This is a genomic window from Actinomadura sp. NPDC048021 (genome assembly GCF_040653135.1).
Taxonomy (GTDB): domain Bacteria; phylum Actinomycetota; class Actinomycetes; order Streptosporangiales; family Streptosporangiaceae; genus Spirillospora; species Spirillospora verrucosospora.
In genome coordinates this window covers 51,515-68,062 of record NZ_JBEZJQ010000012.1, presented here as the reverse complement: position 1 = coordinate 68,062, position 16,548 = coordinate 51,515, and the positions used below count along the sequence as shown (strand labels likewise).

Sequence of the window (16,548 nt, the reverse complement as noted above, 5' to 3'; positions counted from 1 at the left end):
GGCGGATTGCCGGACGCGCTAGCGGTTCTCGGTGCTCTTGGACGCCCTGAGGGTCTCGAACTCCTCCTTGAAGATCGTCTGCTCGTAGAGGACGCCCTCGGGCCAGGGCTTCTTCGGTTCCCGTCCGGGCTGGGGGTTGTCCTTGCGGAACTCCTCGGGCTGGCCCTCCTTGGCCGGCGGGTAGCTGTGCGAGAACATCCCCGGGGCGTAGGTGTAGTAGCCGCCCTGCTCCATGCCGCGCTGGTTCAGCTGGTTGTTCCGGCGCGAGCAGTGCAGCTTCCTGGACGAGGCGGCCCGGGTCGCGTACAGCCACGTCAGCAGGGCGCCGACGATCGCGAACGGAATGATCCAGACGAAGTAGCGGGCTCCCGTGGGGGCCGTGTTCGCCAGTACGGGGTCGGCGACGATCGTGGTGAGCAAGGCGACCACCTCCCGAGGCGCGGATCGGCCCACGCCAGGTCAGTTAGGGATGTGTCCGCTGGAACCGGTGTTAACCACGTCGGGCGCCGGGGAGGCGGGGGCGCCCACGGTGCGGAGCCGCCCGGCGGGCAGGCCCGGGACGGCCAGGGCGGCGCAGACGGTCAGCACGCCCAGCATCGGAACGGTCCATCCGCCGGTGGCGTCGTGCAGCGCGCCCAGGGCGAGCGGGCCGAGCGCCGCGATGACGTAGCCGACGCCCTGCGCCATCCCCGACAGCTGGACCGCGACGTGGGCGTCGTGGGCGCGGAGCCCGATGAACGACAGCGCGGTCGCGAAACCGAGGCCCTGGCCGAGGCCGAGGACCACCGCCCAGCCCCACACCGAGGCGATCGGCGCCCAGGTCACCCCGAAGAAGCCCAGCGCGGTCAGCGCGACCGTGGCGATCACCAGGGGGCGCTGGTCGCGGGTCCGCCGGGCCAGCACCGGGACGGCCAGCGACCCGACCGCCTGGACCGCCGCCACCAGCGCCAGCACGGAGCCGGCGGCCGTCTCGTCCATCCCGCGGTCCTGGCAGAGCGTCGGCAGCCAGCCGATCACCACGTAGGCCAGCAGCGACTGCAGGCCCATGAACACCGTGACGTGCCAGGCCAGGCCCGACCGCCACACCAGCGCGGCGACGCCGGCCGGGGGCGCCGCGGGCGGCGCGGAGCGGGCCGCGCGCGCCGCCCGCCGCGCCCTCGGCAGCCACAGCAGCCCGGCGAGCGCGGCGGGGATCGCGAGCAGGCCGAGCGGCAGCCGCCACGACGCGCCGAACAGGTCCTCCACCGGCACGGCGAGCCCGGACGACAGGGCCGCGCCGGCCGTCACCGCGACCGTGTAGACCGCCGTGACCGTGGTGATCCGGGACGGGTGGTCCCGCTTGATGATGGCCGGCACCGCGATGTTGCCGATGCTGATCGCGATCCCCGCGACCAGGGAGCCGGCGAACAGCGCGGCCACGCCGCCCGGCAGCCGCAGCAGGAGCCCGGCGACGAGCAGCGCCATCGCGCACACCAGCAGCGTCTCGCTGCGCGGCGGGCGCCGCAGGAAGGCGGCGACGAGCCCGTAGGAGCCGAAGAACGCCAGCGGCAGCGTGGTGAGCGCGCCCGCCGCCGTCCCCGACAGCCGGAAGGCGTCGCTGATCTCGGTCAGCAGCGGCCCGACCGCCGCGATCGCCGGACGCAGGTTGACCGCCAGCAGGACGATCATCAGCAGGGCGCCGGCCAGCCCGGCGCGCCGCCCGGTCACGCGTCCTCCCCGGGCGCGTCGCCGAGCAGGGACTGCAGGACGGCGAGGGTCGGTTCCACGACGGCGGCGGCGGCGGACGCGGCCGCCTCCGGGTCGCCCGCCGCGATGGCGTCCAGCACGGCGCGGTGCCGGGCCGGACCCGCCTCGGGCACCTCGCGGTCCATCCGGATCGCGCGCATCGACTCGTGCAGCCGGTCGATGAAGAACCGCATCGCCTCGATCAGCACCGGGTTGCGGGACGCCTCCGCGACGCCGAGGTGGAAGCGCGCGTCGGCGGCGCCGAACGCGTCCGGCTCGGTGGCCTCGTCGCGGGCGCGGAGCAGCTCCTCCAGCCGCGCCAGGTCGGCGCCGGTGCGGCGGCGCGCCGCCAGCCGGGCCGCCTGGACGTCGTAGGCGAGCTGCACCTCGAACACGTCCCGGGCGGACGCGCGGGACACCCGCCGCAGCAGCGGGCGCGGGTCGGCGGTGCTGCGCACGTACGTCCCGTCGCCGCGGCGCACCTCCAGAACCCCGACGTGCGACAGCGCCCGGATCGCCTCCCGGACGGCCGGACGGCTGACCCCGAGCTGCGCGGCCAGTTCCAGCTCGGCCGGGATCCGCCGGCCGACCGGCCAGGCGCCCCCGCTGACCTGCGCCTGGAGCTGGTCGAGGACGGCGTCCACCGTCGACCCGCCCGGTACGGGACTCAACGCCACGAAAGCCTCCAAAGTAAGATGTCAGACATCTTACGAGGGGCGGGTCCGGCGCGGACCCGCGGTGGCGGCCGGGAGGGGTCGCGGCCGCCACCGCGGGCGTCCACGGCGCCCGCCGGGCGGGGTGCGGGGGCGCCGGATCCGGCGGGCGGCGCGTCCTTCGTTCCGGCCGCTCCGCGTCAGCGGAGCCTGGGAAGGCCGAATCTGCGGCGGCTCCTGGCGGGCGGCTCGGCGCGGACCCTCTCGGCCTCCGCCCGTCCCCGCTCGCGGGCCGCCTCCTCTTCCGCGCGCCCCCGCTCGACATGGGCCATGACCTCGCGGTGGGTCACCGACGGGGCCGGGTCGCGGCGCGTCCGCTGCGACGGGCTGCCCGTGATCACGCCGCCCATGACGGGCCCGCGGTGGGACAGGCCGTCCGCGGAGCTGGGGGGATAGTGGTGGCGTTTGCGTGACGTCGTCAGCACGACCGTCACCCAGGCGATGAGCGCCACGAAGATCACGGCCGGGCCGACGGCCATGAAGTAGGCGTCGCCGAGGCGGTTGGACTGGGCGGCCAAGGGGGCGGCGAGCACGGCGCTGGCGACCATGGGGCGACACCTCCTCGCCCCAGGCTTTACCCGGCGTCCGGCGGTTAACCGCCCGGCGCCGTCACAGCCCGCGCGACTGGGAGATGGAGCCCGACGTGGCCAGCGTGAACGTGCGCATCGACTCGGCGAACTTCGACAGGTCCCATTCCGCCGGGCCCTCGTACCAGTAGAGGTTGTCGGCCCCCTCCGCGCGCTCGCCCGCGTCCTTCACCGTCTCGGCCCACTTCGCCACGAGGTCGAACACCACCGCGTAGGGCAGGAACCGGGAGAACAGCGCGATCCGCTGGCGCGCCGCCATGGAGCCGTCGTCGGGGAGGGCGCCGCGCTCCAGGAACGCGCGGAAACCGATCGTGTGCGCGAGGACGGTGGCGCCGCGCGAGGTCTTCGCCGGCATGTACTGGCCGCCATAGGCCAGCGCCGCGCCCGCGATGATCAGCGCGAGCCCGGCCAGCGCCCACTCGGTGGTGAGCGCCAGCGCGACCGTCCCGGCGATGCCGAGCACCGTCACGAGGATGCCCGCGACCGTCCACCGGGACCGGACGGTGTCGGGCCGCCGCGCGAACCAGCCCTGCTTCACCACGTCGTCGTACATCGCGGACCTGACCTGCGTCAGCTTCGTCGCGAACGTCCCGCCGAGCTCCGACAGCCGGACGGCGTCGCGGGCCGACCCGTCCGGCGCCGTCAGCAGCGCGTCCAGCAGGATCCGCTCGTAGGGGAGCAGGTCGGCCTGCGGGCGTTCGAGGCGGCGCAGCGTCCAGTCGAGGCGGCCGGTGACGGCCCGGTCCTCCTCCTCGATCAGCAGGTAGCCGCGCACGGCGAGGTCGACGATCGTCGCGGTCACGTCGATCACGTCGGCCTGCTCGTCGATCAGCGTGCCGATCTGGCCGGGCCGCACCCCGTTCGGCGGCTCGAACTCCGTCCCGGCCACCGGCACCTGGTCGCCCTCGGCGGCCCGCTTGCCGACGGTCCGCGCGTCCCGGCCGCGCAGCAGGTACAGGGCGAGGACGCCGCCCACGAGCAGCACCAGCAGGCCGGCGAGCGCGGCGCCGGTCACGGCGTTGACGGAGAACGCGGTCGCGACCGTGTGGCGGCGCTCGTAGATCGCGCGCCCGCCCGTCGTCCCGGCGGGCAGGCCCGCGACGACCGTCAGGTACTCGCCGGGCAGCATGCCCTGCTGGGCGAAGACGCCCTGGGTGTGCGTGTGGTTCGTGTAGTACTGCGTGCAGCCGATCGTGCTGCCGATCGGCCCGGTGAAGCAGTTGACGTTGCGGATCATCGCGCCGCCCTCGACGACCGCCTTGGCCTCGTCGAGGGGCACCTTCCAGCCGCCGACCACCGGCCAGCGCAGCTCCTCCGCCGCGCCCATCCGGGTGATCGCGCCGCGCACGTCGTACTCCAGGACGACCGTGTGGTCGCCGGTGAGCTTCCGGTCGCCCGCCACCTTGACCGTCGTGTTCAGGCCCGAGGCGGACGCGGTGGCCCTCGTGGGCCCGCCGTCCGGGCTGGCGGCCCGCAGGTTCTCGATCCGGTGGACGCGGTCCTCGGTGACGCTCTCGTGCGTCCTGGTCGGGTACGTCCGCTGGAAGCCGTCGTGCCCGGCGAACCGGTAGACGATCGTCTCCTTCACCCTGACCGTGCCGCCCTGGACCGCGGTGAGGACGACGTCGTCCTTGAGCACCCGCTCGGCCGCGGGACCGGACGCCGCCGCACCGGCCGCGGACGGCCCGCCGGCCTCGGCCGCCGTCGCGGAAGTGCAGGTCAGCAGGGGGGCGGCCAGGGCCGCCGAGACCACCAGGACCGCCGGACGCGACCGGAACATCGCCGCAAGAGCAGACATGGCCGCAAATGGTATCGGGAATGCGTGCGATGATTCTGCGCTATGGCAGGTCACTACCCCCCGCCGCCCCCTCCGCCGCGGCCTCCCGGACCGCCCTACGGCCGCCCGCCGTACGGTGGGCCGCCGCAGGGGAGTCCGCCGTACGGCGGGCCGGGGTATGGCGGTCCGGGCTACGGGTCTCCTGCCTACGGGCCCCCGCAGTACCGGTACGCCCCGATGCGCCCGCCGCCGCGCCGCAGCGCGGGCGGGACGATCGCGGGCATCTTCGGGGGGCTCACGTCCCTGGTGGTCCTGGCGATCCTGGGGATCTCGCTGTTCGGCGGCGGCCGGGACGCCGCCGGCGGCACCGGGACGCCCACCACCACGGCCGGCGGCCCCTCGACCCCGCGGGAGAAGGCGACCAACAGCAAGCTCTACAGGACCGGCCCGCTCACGCCGGTGAGCTGCCGCCTGCCGCAGATCCAGCCGTCCGCCGAGTCCATGCGCGGGTTCATGGACACCCTGAGCGACTGCCTCGACGCGACGTGGACCAAGCAGTTCACCAAGGCCGGCATCGCATTCGACAGGCCCGACCGGGTGTTCTGGGTCGAGCCGGGGCGCAGCCCGTGCGGCTCCTACCCGGCGCCCGGCGCGTCCGCGTTCTACTGCCCGGCCAACAACACGATGTACGTGGGGCTCCGGCACGTCGTGGAGACGTCCGGCGGCGAGCCGCTGTCCCACTACGCCGTCTACGCCCGCGTGATCGCGCACGAGTACGGGCACCACGTCCAGGACCGGGCCGGGATCCTGCTCTACGGCGACGGCCAGATGGAGTCCGGCGACACCGCCACCCGCACGGAGGCGAGCCGCCGCATCGAGCTCCAGGCCCAGTGCTTCGCGGGCGCGTTCCTCGGCAGCGAGCGCACCACCCTCCCGATGACCCGCGAGCAGTACACGGCCATGGTCAACGACGTGCTGGCCAGGGGCGACGACCGCCAGCCGCCGGAGAAGCGCGACCACGGCTCGGGCCGCCACTACGCGGGCTGGGTGGTCGCCGGCTTCAACGGGCGCGACCTGACCGTCTGCAACACCTGGATCGCGCCCCCGTCCAAGGTGAGCTGACCCCGCCGTCCGTGGGGGACGGCGGGGCATGACGGTTCCCGCGCACGGTCAGCCGGTGAAGGGCCAGGGGCCGAAGCGGCCCACCGCGATGAAGAGCGCGATCACGAGGTAGACCAGGTTCAACGCCACGAACCCGCCTTCGCCGCGCCTGCCGTGCGTGACCATCGCGCCGACCATCAGCAGCACCCAGCAGGCGGCCGTCACCGGCACCATGACCGGCGCGACGCCGACCACGGCGGGCAGGACCAGGCCCGCGGCGGCGAGGAGTTCCAGACCGCCGAGAGCCTTCACGAAGCCGTCGCCGGCACTGCCGGTCCACTGCCCGCCGGGGGCCTCGGCGAGCTTGGCGGTGGGGACGAAGACCTTGGTGAAACCACCGGTGAGCGCCACCGCGGTCAACAGCCCCGCCGCGATCCACAGCGCCGTGTTCATGAGCTTCCTCCTTGGGGGGACGAGTGGTTCGTCCCCAAGACACCGGCGCCGCGACCCGCGTGACACCACCCGCCGTGACCTGCGCCACCTGGCATTTCAGGCATGTGAGCCGTTTCACCACAAAGTGCTAGCTATGGTGCTTGCAATAGCAAGCACCATGACGGAGAGTGGAGACATGGCGAGTTCGAAGGTCGGCTCCATCGGGGAGTACATCCGGGAGCAGCGGACGCGGGCGAAGATCTCGCTGCGCCAGCTGGCGGACGTGTCCGGGATCTCCAACCCGTACCTGAGCCAGATCGAACGCGGCCTGCGCAAGCCGAGCGCCGAGATCCTGCAGCAGATCGCCAAGGGGCTGCGGATCTCCGCCGAGGCGCTGTACGTGCAGGCCGGAATCCTGGAGGACCGCGAGGCCGACACCGACGTGCAGGCCGCCGTGCGGGCCGACCTCGTCCTGACGGAACGGCAGAAGCAGGTCCTGCTCGACATCTACGCGTCGTTCCTCAAGGAGAACGAAGCCAGCGGCGTCCTCGGCGCCGAGCCCGACGAGCCCGCCGAGACCGCCGTACCGGAAGAGACCGGCCCAGAACAGGCCGGACCACAGCAACAGGGAAAGGAAGAGGTCGGATGACGCTGGCCAGCAACCTCCGTGAGAACAAGGCCGTGTACGCCGTGGCCGGCGCCGGCGACTTCGCGGTGGAGAAGATCCGTGAGGTCCCCGAGCAGGTGACCAGGTACCAGGGCGAGGTCCGCGAGACCGTCGACCGCTACCGCGTGCAGGTCCGCGAGACCGCCGCCCGCTACCGCGGCGAGGTCTCCCGGTACCAGGAGCGCGTGGACGCCAAGGACCTGCCGGGCGCCGCCGTCGCGTACGCCACGCACTTCGGCACCCGCGCCGTCGAGTTCATCGACGAGCTCGCCGAGCGCGGCAAGAAGGTCGTGCACCGCGAGGCCTCCGAGGTCGCCGAGATCGCCGCGACCGACCAGGCCGCGCCGAAGCAGGCGTCCAAGGCCCGCACCGCGCAGCGCCGGACGGCGCAGAGCCGGGCCACCGGGCAGTCCCGCTCCACCACGAAGAAGTAACGGCGCCGAACGACGGAGCCCGGCCGGGAACACCCGGCCGGGCTCCGTCGTCCCTACAGGTGCCTGTTCCATCAGGCCGCCCTGGTGGACGGTGCGCATAGGGTTGCGGTGAAGGAAGACCCGCGTGCGACGAGGAGTCGCCGTCCGAGACGAGCAGGAGCGCTGATCGCCGATGTCGGGCTTCAACGTGCTGGACTACTTCTTCTGGCTGCTGCTGATCATCGCGTTCGCGATGGAGGCGTGGGCGCTGGTCGACTCGCTGACCGTGCCCGTGAACGCCTACGCCGCGGCGAGCAAGCAGAGCAAGAAGCTGTGGATGATCATCCTGATCGTCGCGACGGTGGTCGGCGCCGCCTACGCGGTCGCGCCGGTGGCGCTCGGCGCCAGCCCCATCGCCCTGCTCCTCGGCATCCTCCCGGTCGCCGCGTTCATCGCCGCCGCCGTCTACCTGGCCGACGTCCGCCCGGCCGTCGGCCCGTACAAGAAGAACGGCGGCCGCGGCGGCTCCCGCCAGGGCCCCTACGGCCCCTGGTAGCAAGATCGACGACCTGGGCGTGTCACGCGGGCGGGTGTTTCTGGGCGTGGTGCCAGGCGTAGGTGAAGCGGTCGGGGAGCGGTCGCCAGATGAAGGGGTTCCGGGGGTCCTCCGCGTCCGCCGCGGCCTTCAGGCCGGCCTTCCACGTCTCCTGGGGCGGCGGGCCCTGGGTGTAGGGACCCGGGAGGAAGATCTTGCGTCCGTCGCCCCGGTACTCGTGCCGGGCCACCAGGTCGCGGGCCACCAGGGGCTCGGCGGCCTTGCGGAGGCGGGCTGGGGTCCAGTTGTTCCACTTCCGCACGTTGCGGTCCGTCGGTGCGGTCAGGGTGAGCAACTGGAGGTAGAGCGCGGCGGAGTCCGGCGGGACGTCCAGGCGCCCGGCCGCCTCCTCCACCAGGGACGGCGCCGACGCCGACGGATCGGCCTCGTACGCGCCCTCCGGCAGAGCCCCGGACCGGATGCGGCGCGCCATGGCCTCGGCGCCCTTCCCCCGCAGCAGGCGGACGCGTTCGAAGGCGTGCCTGCTGTCGCGGGACGCGTCCACCACTTCGGCGAGGCGCTCGGTCCGGTCGTCCACGCCGTAGAGGGCGGGGCGGAAGAACAGGCTCGCGAGCCGCCGGTGCTCGATGAGTGAGGCGACCGTGAGGCCGTCGTCGACGTAGTCGACGGTGAGTTCGCTCGGGCCGCTGTAGGGGGTGGTCCCGAACCTGCCGGTGATCGCGTCCAGCCCCTCCGACCCGGTGTCGAAGAGGCAGGCCGGCAGCAGCAGGCCGGGGTGGGCCAGCCGCTGGAGCAGCAGGTCGTAGGCCGCGGAAGCGCCCTCCCGGACCGGGTCGCCGGCGGGCAGCTCGTCGTAGGACCAGCGCAGCCCGAGCAGGACGGCTTCGATCAGGTTCCGGAGTTGGAGCGTCTCGGCGGCGGGAACGCACTTCTGGTGCCTGTACTTGGGGGTGTCGTCGGACTCCAGCCAGGTGTCCAGGTCCTTGGTGAGCAGCGGGACGGCGCCGGGATCGATCAGCCATTCGCACAGCTGGGCGCCGGTGACGTTCGGGGCCACCGTCTCGGCCGCCTGGACGGTGGCGGGCGGTGCGACCGGCTTCGCGCCGAACCGCTGCCGCCACGCCTGGGAGAGGCGCAGCGCGACCTCGCCGAGGCCACCGGGCTCCCACAGCTCTTCCGGGTCCTGAGGGAGGACGTCGGCGAGGAGTTCGAGCCGGTCCTCGTCGGTGTGCCCTTCCAGGTCGCGGAACCAGGCGTCTTCGAGGTCGCGGAACGTCACCTTGAGGGTCTTGCGCGCCTGGGGTGACAGCTTGCCGGCCTTGGCGTTGGGGTGGCCGAGGAACCCGCACAGCGCCACGCTCGCGGTGGTGCGCGACAAGCCGGTCTTCCCGGCCAGCAGGTCCACGGCCTTGCGGTCCCAGGGCACCGGGCCCTTGGCGCGGACCAGGGCGACCAGGCGGGTGAGCTGATCGGCGGTACCCCATCCCAGGGGCGCGTCGGCGACTTCCACGACGTCGCCGAGGGCGGGCGGGGCGCCCTCGGCGAACGCGCGGTCGAGGAAGGCCAGTTCCGGATTCTTCCGGGCGACCCATTCCGGGTCGGCGCCCCCGATCGTCACGGCCGCCCCGTGCTCGTCCCGCGCGGCGGTGACGCTTGCGGCCACGCGTCCCCTGCGCAGCCGGACGGCGGGGTCGGCCATGGGCGTGCGCGACCAGAGCTCCAGCAGGGCCAGCAGGGTCTCCCGATGGGGATCGGCGGTGACGGGCGAGACCGCCCGCAGCGCGGCGGCCCCGATCCGTCCGGCCAGCGGCCCCCACGGGCAGACATCGGACGTCTGCCCGGCCACGGCCGTCGCGGGGTCCACCGCTCCGGCCAGGAACCGGCCGACCATGTCGATGTGGGCGAGCGTGCTTCTGGACGGCCCGCCGAAGCCGGATCTCGTCACGAGTTGGCTCAGCGCGGCCTCCGTGCCGCGTTCATGCTCGGAAAGTCGCGCGGGGCCGTCCGGCCGTCCTGTCTCGTCTGCCACGGCCGCAGTTCTACACCGCGCCGGAGACATTCGCTGATCTTTCGCCCATCCGATCGGCGGGAGGCGGGCGCTGAGCCGGGCACCGGCCGGCGGGCGCCTCCGCCGGCCGGTGCCCGGCGGCTCAGGGGGACGGACGCGACAGCGCGTCCACCGAGACGAGGCCGTGCTCGACGATGTCCACGGCGCGGTCGAGGGCGGTGCGCATGGACAGCGGGTCGTAGCCCTCGCGGCGGCAGTGCGCCACGACCGCCTGCATGCCGCCGACCGCGATGCCCGCCGCGGCCACCGCGTCGATCTCGGAGATGCCGGGGCACAGCTCGCGCAGCAGCGCCTCGATCGCGTCCTGGGCGTCGGTCATGCGCTGGAGCGCCCGGGCGCGCAGGGCGGGGCGCTCCAGGATGAGGGCGACCTGGACCGGGCCGTAGTCGCGGTGCTCGGCCACGATCGCTTCGAGGACGTCCACGATGCTGCGCCGGATGGTCTCCATGGGGGACTCGCCGGGGGTGCGGCGCAGCCGCTCGGCGACCTCGGCGAGCCGGTCGTCGATCTCGGCGAAGATCACGTCTTCCTTGGAGGGGAAGTAGCTGAAGAACGTGCGGGGCGAGACGTCGGCGGCGGCCGCGATGTCGGCGATCGTCGTCTCCTCGTAGCCGCGCTCGGCGAACAGGCGCAGCGCGGCCGTCGCGATGGCCTGCCGCGTGCGCATCTTCTTGCGCTCCCGCAGCCCCGGCCGGCCGTCGTCCTCCACCATGTGACGCACGTTACCATGGCTGCAAAGTTGCATCTATTGCAAAACTGCATGCATTGGGTGTTTTCTGCGGGCATGGCGCGTTTCCTGGAGACCCTCGGACGGCTCTGCGTGCGACGGCGCCGCGCGGTGTTCGAGCTCTGGGTCGCCGTGATGCTCGGCGCGGGCGTCCTCGGCCTGACTCACGGGGGGATGTTCGTCCAGCAGAGCACCTTGCCGGGCACCGAGACCCAGCGCGCCCTCGACACGCTCGGGCAGGACTTCCCCGCGATGACCGGGCCGACCGCGACCGTGGTGTTCCACGAGACCCGCCAGGCCAGTCCCGCCGACTGGAGGGTCGCGCTCACCGTCGGGCAGTCGATCGAGAACATCTCCGAGCTCGACCGGGTCGCGTTCGTCGAGAACCCCTACGCGCAGGGGATGGGCGGGTTGAAGGACGACGCCGCCGTCGTCGTCCGGCTCAACTTCACCGGCACGATGAGCGACGTCGGCCACGCCGACCTCGACGCGCTGAACCGGGCGGTGGAGCCCGCGCGGATGGCCGGGCTGGAGGTGAAGTTCGGCGGGATCGTCGCGATGATCCTCAACCAGCCGAAGGGCGGGCCGCAGGAGGGCGTCGGGATCCTGCTGGCGATGCTGGTGCTGCTGCTGGCGTTCGGCTCGTTCCTCGCCGCGGGAATCCCGATCGTGGTGTCGCTGTGCGGGATGGCGGTGGCGTACTCGCTGATCCACTTCCTGGCGTCGATGTTCCAGATCGCGCCGACCGCGCCGATGGTCGCCGCCATGCTCGGCATCGGCGCCGGGATCGACTACGCCCTGTTCATCGTGACGCGCTACCGGCAGCAGCTCGCCGAGGGCGACGACGCCGAGACCGCGGTCGGGCGCGCCATGGCGCACTCGGGCCACGCGGTCGTGTTCGCCGGCGGCACCGTCGTCTTCGCGATCTGCGGGCTGTTCCTGTCCGGGATCGCCTTCATCGGGCGCATCGGGATCGCCGCCGCGCTGGCCGTCGCCATCATGGTCGCCGCGGCGCTGACCCTGCTCCCGGCGATCCTGGGCGCCCTGGGGCCGCGCATCGACCGGTACCGCCTGCCACGGGTGCGTCCGGACCGCGGCTCCGCCCGCTGGACGGCCTGGGGACGCCACGTCGACCGCCACGCCTGGCCGTACGCGATCGTCGCGACGCTCGTCCTGCTGACGCTGTCCGTGCCGACGCTCAGCCTGCGGTTCGGGGTGATGGCCGACAGCATGTCGTCCCCGAAGATGGAGGCGCGGCAGGCCTACGACATCGTCGCCGAGGAGTTCGGCGCGGGCCACTACAGCCCGTTCGTCGTGGTCGCGAAGGTGCCGGGCGAGGAGAGGCGCGCCAAGCCGAAGCGCGTGGTCCCGACCGTGAAGGGGCGCGAGGGGCTGTCCGGCCTGACGGGTCCGGCGCCGGCGGCCGCGCCGAGCCCCTCCCCGGAGCCGGCCCTTCCCAAGGGGGCGCCGGACACCACCAAGAAGCCCGACAAGCGCGCGGTCCTGCTCGGGCAGGAACTGCGGCAGAAGCTCTCCGAGGTGCCCGGCGTGGTGTTCGCCGGGGAGCCCGTCGTGACCGGCACGACGGCGATCGTGCAGGTTGTCCCCCGGGACGCGCCGCACGCCGCCTCGACCACCGACCTCGTCCACCGCCTGCGGAACGTGGAGATCAGGGAGGTGCGGGACGCGCATCCGGGCGCCCGGATCTACCTCGGCGGGGAGAACCCGGCGATCATCGACATCGCCGCCACGGTCGGGGACCGCATGCCGACCGTCGTGGTCGCGGTGGTGGGCGTCGCGCTCCTGCTGCTGGTCGTCGCGTTCCGGTCGGTGATCGTCCCGGTGAAGGCCGCGCTGATGAACCTGCTGTCGATCGGCGCGTCGTTCGGCGTCGTCACGGCCGTCTTCCAGTGGGGCTGGGGCGTCGAGCTGTTCGGCGTCGACCAGGCGATCCCCATCATGTCGTTCATCCCGCTGTTCATGTTCGCCCTGATCTTCGGGCTGTCCATGGACTACGAGGTCTTCCTGCTGTCGCGGATCAAGGAGGAGTACGACCGGACGGGCGATCCGCACGAGTCCGTCGTGACCGGCATCGGGGCCACCGCCCGCCTCATCACCTCCGCCGCGCTCATCATGATCTTCGTGTTCGCCAGCTTCGTCCCGCAGCCGGACCCGATGGTGAAGATGATGGCCCTGGGGCTGGCGGTCGCCGTCGCCATGGACGCCACGATCGTGCGCCTCATGCTCGTCCCGGCGCTGATGAGCCTGCTCGGCCATGCCAACTGGTGGTGGCCGGGCCGCTCCCGGCCGGTCGCTCCGCCGCCCCCGCGGCCCGTCCACGAGCAGCTGGAACTGGAGCTCACGACCTGACCGCGGCCCGCTAGGGGATCTGCTCCACGCGGACGCCCGGGACGGACGCGTAGAGGCCGGGCTCGGCGGTGATCAGGGGCCAGCGCCGCCACCGGGCGGACCAGGCGGCCTGGGCGGCGTCCATGCCGAGGTTCGGGATCGTGGTGACGAGCAGGCCGGTCTGCTGGGCGATCACGTCGTCGAGGTCGTCGACGTGCACGACCTGCATGCCGGGGAGGCGCTCCAGCACGGCGCGGCCGTGGTCGGGGACGAGCTGCCAGGCGCGGGCGAGCGACGTCGCGGGGATGACGATGGTGGCGTGCTGGGCGATGGACGCCCGGAGCCGGGCGCGGACGTAGACGGTCTTGCCGGTGGCGAGGTCCAGGAGTGCTGTCGCGTCGAAGACGTGACCGGTGATCACGCGACGTCCCGGCGGGACGAGGGGCCGCCCTCGACCAGCCGGTCGACCATGGCCTGCTCGTCGGGGCTCGGCGGCCCGAACAGGTCGTCGATCGTGGAGGCGTCCCGGAGGTAGGCCAGCTTCAGCCGCGCGCCGTCCGCCAGGAACCCCGACACCGAGGCGATCTTCTTGTCCTCGGCGAGCCCCTGGAGCGTGGCGGCAAGCTCGTCGGGCAGCGTGATGTTGAGTCTCGCCATGGGGCACACGATACACACTCGGAGGCCTTCCAGTGTGTATTCGGGTCGTCCCGGCTCCAGCGGAACGCGGACCGCGGAGTGGGCGGTGGCCCGGTGTCGATCCGGCCGGATGCCGTTCGTGTAGAAGGCGGAACATCGGTATCCGAGGAGGACGGTGAGGACGATGGACGAAGTGCGGACGCTTCTCGACGGCCGCGGACTGGTCGAGTCGCCGCGCTGGCACGGCGACAGGTTGTACTTCTCCGACTGGACGGCGGGCGAGGTCGTCGCGGTGGGGCTGGACGGCGCGCACGAGGTGGTGGCGCGGGTCGCCTCGCTCCCGCTGTGCACCGCGTGGCTGCCGGACGGGCGCATGGTGATCGTCTCCTCGGCGGACGGGCGGCTGCTGCGCCGGGAACCGGACGGCTCCCTGGCCGTCCACGCCGACCTCGGCCGGCCGGGCTGGAACGACGTCGTCGCCGACGGGCGCGGCAACGTCTACGTCAACCGGCCCGGCTTCGATCCGATGGCGGGGGAGGAGTTCGCGCCGGGGGCGGTCGCCCTGGTGCGGCCGGACGGCTCCGTGCGCGAGGTGGCGGACGGCATCGCCTTCCCCAACGGCATGGCGGTGACGCCAGGCGACTCCACCCTGATCGTCGCGGACTCCTACGGCGGCAGCCTGGTGGCCTTCGACATCGGCGCGGACGGGGAGCTGTCCGGCCGCCGGACCTGGGCGGACCTCGGCGACGGCGTCCCGGACGGCATCTGCGTCGACGCGGAGGGCGCCGTCTGGTACGCCGACGTCCCCAACCAGCGGTGCGTGCGCGTCGCGGAGGGCGGCGAGGTGCTGCGCACGGTCGGCCTCGACCGCGGCGGCTTCGCCTGCGTCCTGGGCGGGCCGGGCGGGACCACCCTGTTCGTCACGGCCGCCGAATGGCGGGGGATGACCGAGGCCGAGCCGGTGGCGCCCGGCAGCGGCCGGGTGTTCACGGTCGAGGTCGACGTCCCGGGCGCCGGACGGCCCTGACGCCCCCGCCCGGCGGGCGACGCGGGCTCCGGCGTGGGCACAATCGCCTGCCATGGACATCTACGACGCCATCCACCGCCGCCGCGACGTGCGCGGCGAGTTCACCGGTGCGCCCCTGCCGCGGGACGTCCTCGACCGGGTGCTGGAGGCCGCGCACGCCGCGCCGAGCGTCGGGCTGTCCCAGCCCTGGGACTTCGTGCTCGTGGGAGACCCGGAGATCCGGCGGGCCTTCCACGAGCACGTCCAGTCCGAACGCGCCGCCTTCGCCGCCACCCTGACGGGCGAGGCCGCCGAGCGGTTCGCCCGGATCAAGATCGACGGGATCCTGGAGTCCAGCCTGTCGGTCGTGGTCACCTACGATCCCGAGCGCGGCGGCCCGGCGGTCCTCGGGCGGCACGCGATCGCCGACGCGGGGCTGTACTCGGTGTGCCTGGCGATCCAGAACCTGTGGCTCGCCGCCACCGCCGAGGGCCTCGGCGTCGGATGGGTGTCGTTCTACCGGGAGCCGCACCTGCGCGACCTGCTCGGCATCCCGGAGACGATCCGCCCGGTCGCCTGGCTCTGCCTCGGCCCCGTCACCCACCTGGAATCCGTTCCCGATCTCGAACGGCACGGCTGGCGGCGGCGCAGGGCACTGGACGCCGCCGTCCACCACGATCGCTGGACGGAGCCGGCGGGCTGACCCGGAGGCGGATCGCCGCGTACGCCAGGAAGGACAGGCCCGCCAGCAGGTAGCAGTTAGCGACCGGGGTCAGGAGGACGTGGAAGCCGTACTCGCGCGGATCGCCGTTGTGGGGCGTCCACCACAACGGCGAGACGGCGAACACGATGAAGGCGGCCAGGGTGCTCTTCCGGTGGCCGTTCCGGAGGAGCACCGCCAGCGCCGGGACGATCCACACCCAGTGGTGCGCCCAGGAGATCGGGGAGACGAGCAGGCCCGTCGCGCCGGTGACGGCCGTCGCGCTCAGCCAGTCGCCTCGTCGAGCCCAGAGGGCGGCCACCGCGAGGCCGGAGACGGCGATGACCAGCGGTATCGCCGTGTACCAGCCGCCTACCTCGGCCGTGCCCCGCAGCACGCGGGCCAGCGCGCCATAGGGGGACTGGTTGCTGATGTAGGTCACGCCCACGCGAGAGGTGTCGTAGAAGGTGCGCGACCAGTAGACGCGGGACGCGTCCGGCGCGATGGCGTAGGCGAGGAAAGTGCAGGCGGCGAAGGTCGCGGTGGCGGTGCCCGCGTCCTTCGTCCGCCTGCTCAGCAGGAGCAGCACGACGAAGACGGCCGGCGTCAGTTTGATCGCGGTCGCCACGCCGACGCCGATTCCGGCCGGACGCCCGCGCGCGACCCGACGCAGGTCGGCGAGGACCAGGGCGAGCAGGATCAGGTTGACCTGGCCGAGGAAGAACGACTGCCAGACCGGTTGGAGGAGCAGGCCCGCGGCCACCACCAGGACAAGGGAGATGTCGCGACCGGCCATTCGCACGGTGAGCGCGCACGCCCAGGCGAAGGCCGCCAGCGATGACAGTTGCCACAGCACGCGGGCGAGGGTGAGCGGGAGCGCGGCCAACGGAGTGAACAGCGCGGCCATGAAAGGCGTGTTGGTGAAATAGTGCTCGGCGAGCTGTCCTTGGTAGAGGCGCGCGCCATCCGTCAGAACATGCCCGCCGAGCCGGTAGATGCGGAAATCCAGCGAGTCGTAGACGGCGGAGAAGACGACGATTCCGAGAACTTCGGCGGCCAGAAGGAAAGGTGCCCAGCGCTTCACCCGGGCA

General features: G+C 73.0%; 18 protein-coding genes. 7 read left to right on the top strand and 11 right to left on the bottom strand.

Features of this window, described 5'->3' with window-relative positions:
- Positions 1–18: 18 nt before the first annotated feature.
- The 5 genes from AB0C87_RS21100 to AB0C87_RS21080 form a co-directional block, all read right to left on the bottom strand.
- Positions 19–420: a hypothetical protein gene (locus AB0C87_RS21100; protein WP_345172912.1), complete on the bottom strand. Its 402-nt coding sequence runs from the start codon at positions 418–420 to the stop codon at positions 19–21.
- A 39-nt stretch (positions 421–459) separates the two neighbouring features.
- A complete protein-coding gene (locus AB0C87_RS21095) occupies positions 460–1,707 on the bottom strand; it encodes an MFS transporter (protein ID WP_360579081.1) in 1,248 nt (415 codons plus the stop codon).
- Positions 1,704–2,402, bottom strand: a complete 699-nt coding sequence (locus tag AB0C87_RS21090) for an FCD domain-containing protein (protein ID WP_345172916.1) — start codon at positions 2,400–2,402, stop codon at positions 1,704–1,706. The genes AB0C87_RS21095 and AB0C87_RS21090 overlap by 4 nt, the downstream gene beginning before the upstream one ends.
- Positions 2,403–2,578: 176 nt before the next feature.
- A complete protein-coding gene (locus AB0C87_RS21085) occupies positions 2,579–2,986 on the bottom strand; it encodes a hypothetical protein (protein ID WP_345172918.1) in 408 nt (135 codons plus the stop codon).
- Positions 2,987–3,047: 61 nt separating this feature from the next.
- Positions 3,048–4,823: a DUF2207 domain-containing protein gene (locus tag AB0C87_RS21080; RefSeq protein ID WP_360579079.1), complete on the bottom strand. Its 1,776-nt coding sequence runs from the start codon at positions 4,821–4,823 to the stop codon at positions 3,048–3,050.
- 216 nt (positions 4,824–5,039) lie between these two features.
- Between AB0C87_RS21080 and AB0C87_RS21075 the strand changes: the two genes are divergently transcribed.
- Entirely contained in the window at positions 5,040–5,924 is an 885-nt protein-coding gene (locus AB0C87_RS21075) for a neutral zinc metallopeptidase (protein WP_345172922.1), read from the top strand.
- Positions 5,925–5,972: 48 nt separating this feature from the next.
- Here the strand turns inward: AB0C87_RS21075 and AB0C87_RS21070 are convergent, their stop codons facing one another.
- Entirely contained in the window at positions 5,973–6,356 is a 384-nt protein-coding gene (locus AB0C87_RS21070) for a DoxX family protein (RefSeq protein ID WP_360579077.1), read from the bottom strand.
- 175 nt (positions 6,357–6,531) lie between these two features.
- Here AB0C87_RS21070 and AB0C87_RS21065 point away from each other — a divergent pair, with 175 nt between their 5' ends.
- The 3 genes from AB0C87_RS21065 to AB0C87_RS21055 all read left to right on the top strand — a co-directional run bounded on the left by AB0C87_RS21065 (position 6,532) and on the right by AB0C87_RS21055 (position 7,971).
- On the top strand, positions 6,532–6,984 hold the full coding sequence (locus tag AB0C87_RS21065; protein ID WP_345172926.1) for a helix-turn-helix transcriptional regulator: 453 nt from the start codon (positions 6,532–6,534) through the stop codon (positions 6,982–6,984).
- Positions 6,981–7,436 (top strand): hypothetical protein, encoded by a 456-nt coding sequence (locus AB0C87_RS21060; RefSeq protein WP_353831408.1) that lies wholly within the window; start codon positions 6,981–6,983, stop codon positions 7,434–7,436. The genes AB0C87_RS21065 and AB0C87_RS21060 overlap by 4 nt, the downstream gene beginning before the upstream one ends.
- Before the next feature lie 172 nt (positions 7,437–7,608).
- Positions 7,609–7,971 (top strand): DUF2516 family protein, encoded by a 363-nt coding sequence (locus tag AB0C87_RS21055; RefSeq protein ID WP_221493399.1) that lies wholly within the window; start codon positions 7,609–7,611, stop codon positions 7,969–7,971.
- A 22-nt stretch (positions 7,972–7,993) separates the two neighbouring features.
- Here the strand turns inward: AB0C87_RS21055 and AB0C87_RS21050 are convergent, their stop codons facing one another.
- Both AB0C87_RS21050 and AB0C87_RS21045 read right to left on the bottom strand, forming a co-directional pair.
- The gene (locus AB0C87_RS21050; protein WP_360579074.1) at positions 7,994–10,000 is read right to left on the bottom strand and encodes a hypothetical protein; all 2,007 of its coding nucleotides are present in this window, start codon (positions 9,998–10,000) and stop codon (positions 7,994–7,996) included.
- 121 nt (positions 10,001–10,121) lie between these two features.
- The gene (locus tag AB0C87_RS21045; protein ID WP_345172931.1) at positions 10,122–10,751 is read right to left on the bottom strand and encodes a TetR family transcriptional regulator; all 630 of its coding nucleotides are present in this window, start codon (positions 10,749–10,751) and stop codon (positions 10,122–10,124) included.
- A 72-nt stretch (positions 10,752–10,823) separates the two neighbouring features.
- On the opposite strand from AB0C87_RS21045, the gene AB0C87_RS21040 reads away from it, so the two are divergent.
- Positions 10,824–13,136 (top strand): MMPL family transporter, encoded by a 2,313-nt coding sequence (locus tag AB0C87_RS21040; RefSeq protein WP_360579072.1) that lies wholly within the window; start codon positions 10,824–10,826, stop codon positions 13,134–13,136.
- A gap of 10 nt (positions 13,137–13,146) precedes the next feature.
- Here AB0C87_RS21040 and AB0C87_RS21035 read toward each other — a convergent pair whose 3' ends face one another.
- Together AB0C87_RS21035 and AB0C87_RS21030 are read right to left on the bottom strand one after the other, a co-directional pair.
- Complete coding sequence (locus tag AB0C87_RS21035) at positions 13,147–13,536, bottom strand: hypothetical protein (RefSeq protein ID WP_185031584.1); 390 nt, start codon at positions 13,534–13,536, stop codon at positions 13,147–13,149.
- Positions 13,533–13,772, bottom strand: coding sequence for a hypothetical protein (locus tag AB0C87_RS21030; protein WP_149263024.1), 240 nt, complete (start codon positions 13,770–13,772; stop codon positions 13,533–13,535). Before AB0C87_RS21030 ends, AB0C87_RS21035 begins: the two co-directional genes overlap by 4 nt.
- A gap of 163 nt (positions 13,773–13,935) precedes the next feature.
- On the opposite strand from AB0C87_RS21030, the gene AB0C87_RS21025 reads away from it, so the two are divergent.
- Complete coding sequence (locus AB0C87_RS21025) at positions 13,936–14,778, top strand: SMP-30/gluconolactonase/LRE family protein (RefSeq protein ID WP_353831405.1); 843 nt, start codon at positions 13,936–13,938, stop codon at positions 14,776–14,778.
- A 52-nt stretch (positions 14,779–14,830) separates the two neighbouring features.
- Complete coding sequence (gene bluB, locus AB0C87_RS21020) at positions 14,831–15,460, top strand: 5,6-dimethylbenzimidazole synthase (RefSeq protein WP_360579070.1); 630 nt, start codon at positions 14,831–14,833, stop codon at positions 15,458–15,460.
- Here bluB and AB0C87_RS21015 read toward each other — a convergent pair.
- Complete coding sequence (locus AB0C87_RS21015) at positions 15,354–16,541, bottom strand: glycosyltransferase 87 family protein (RefSeq protein WP_345172945.1); 1,188 nt, start codon at positions 16,539–16,541, stop codon at positions 15,354–15,356. The two genes, bluB and AB0C87_RS21015, sit on opposite strands and share 107 nt — an antisense overlap.
- Positions 16,542–16,548 lie beyond the last annotated feature (7 nt).

Bases quoted from the DNA above. Each gene is read 5' to 3' on its own strand.
- AB0C87_RS21085 (WP_345172918.1), bottom strand. From the start codon at position 2,986: ATGGTCGCCAGCGCCGTGCTCGCCGCCCCCTTGGCCGCCCAGTCCAAC.
- AB0C87_RS21080 (WP_360579079.1), bottom strand. From the start codon at position 4,823: ATGTCTGCTCTTGCGGCGATGTTCCGGTCGCGTCCGGCGGTCCTGGTG.
- AB0C87_RS21075 (WP_345172922.1), top strand. From the start codon at position 5,040: ATGCGCCCGCCGCCGCGCCGCAGCGCGGGCGGGACGATCGCGGGCATC.
- AB0C87_RS21070 (WP_360579077.1), bottom strand. From the start codon at position 6,356: ATGAACACGGCGCTGTGGATCGCGGCGGGGCTGTTGACCGCGGTGGCG.
- AB0C87_RS21065 (WP_345172926.1), top strand. From the start codon at position 6,532: ATGGCGAGTTCGAAGGTCGGCTCCATCGGGGAGTACATCCGGGAGCAG.
- AB0C87_RS21060 (WP_353831408.1), top strand. From the start codon at position 6,981: ATGACGCTGGCCAGCAACCTCCGTGAGAACAAGGCCGTGTACGCCGTG.
- AB0C87_RS21055 (WP_221493399.1), top strand. From the start codon at position 7,609: ATGTCGGGCTTCAACGTGCTGGACTACTTCTTCTGGCTGCTGCTGATC.
- AB0C87_RS21045 (WP_345172931.1), bottom strand. From the start codon at position 10,751: ATGGTGGAGGACGACGGCCGGCCGGGGCTGCGGGAGCGCAAGAAGATG.
- AB0C87_RS21040 (WP_360579072.1), top strand. From the start codon at position 10,824: ATGGCGCGTTTCCTGGAGACCCTCGGACGGCTCTGCGTGCGACGGCGC.
- AB0C87_RS21030 (WP_149263024.1), bottom strand. From the start codon at position 13,772: ATGGCGAGACTCAACATCACGCTGCCCGACGAGCTTGCCGCCACGCTC.
- AB0C87_RS21025 (WP_353831405.1), top strand. From the start codon at position 13,936: ATGGACGAAGTGCGGACGCTTCTCGACGGCCGCGGACTGGTCGAGTCG.
- bluB (WP_360579070.1), top strand. From the start codon at position 14,831: ATGGACATCTACGACGCCATCCACCGCCGCCGCGACGTGCGCGGCGAG.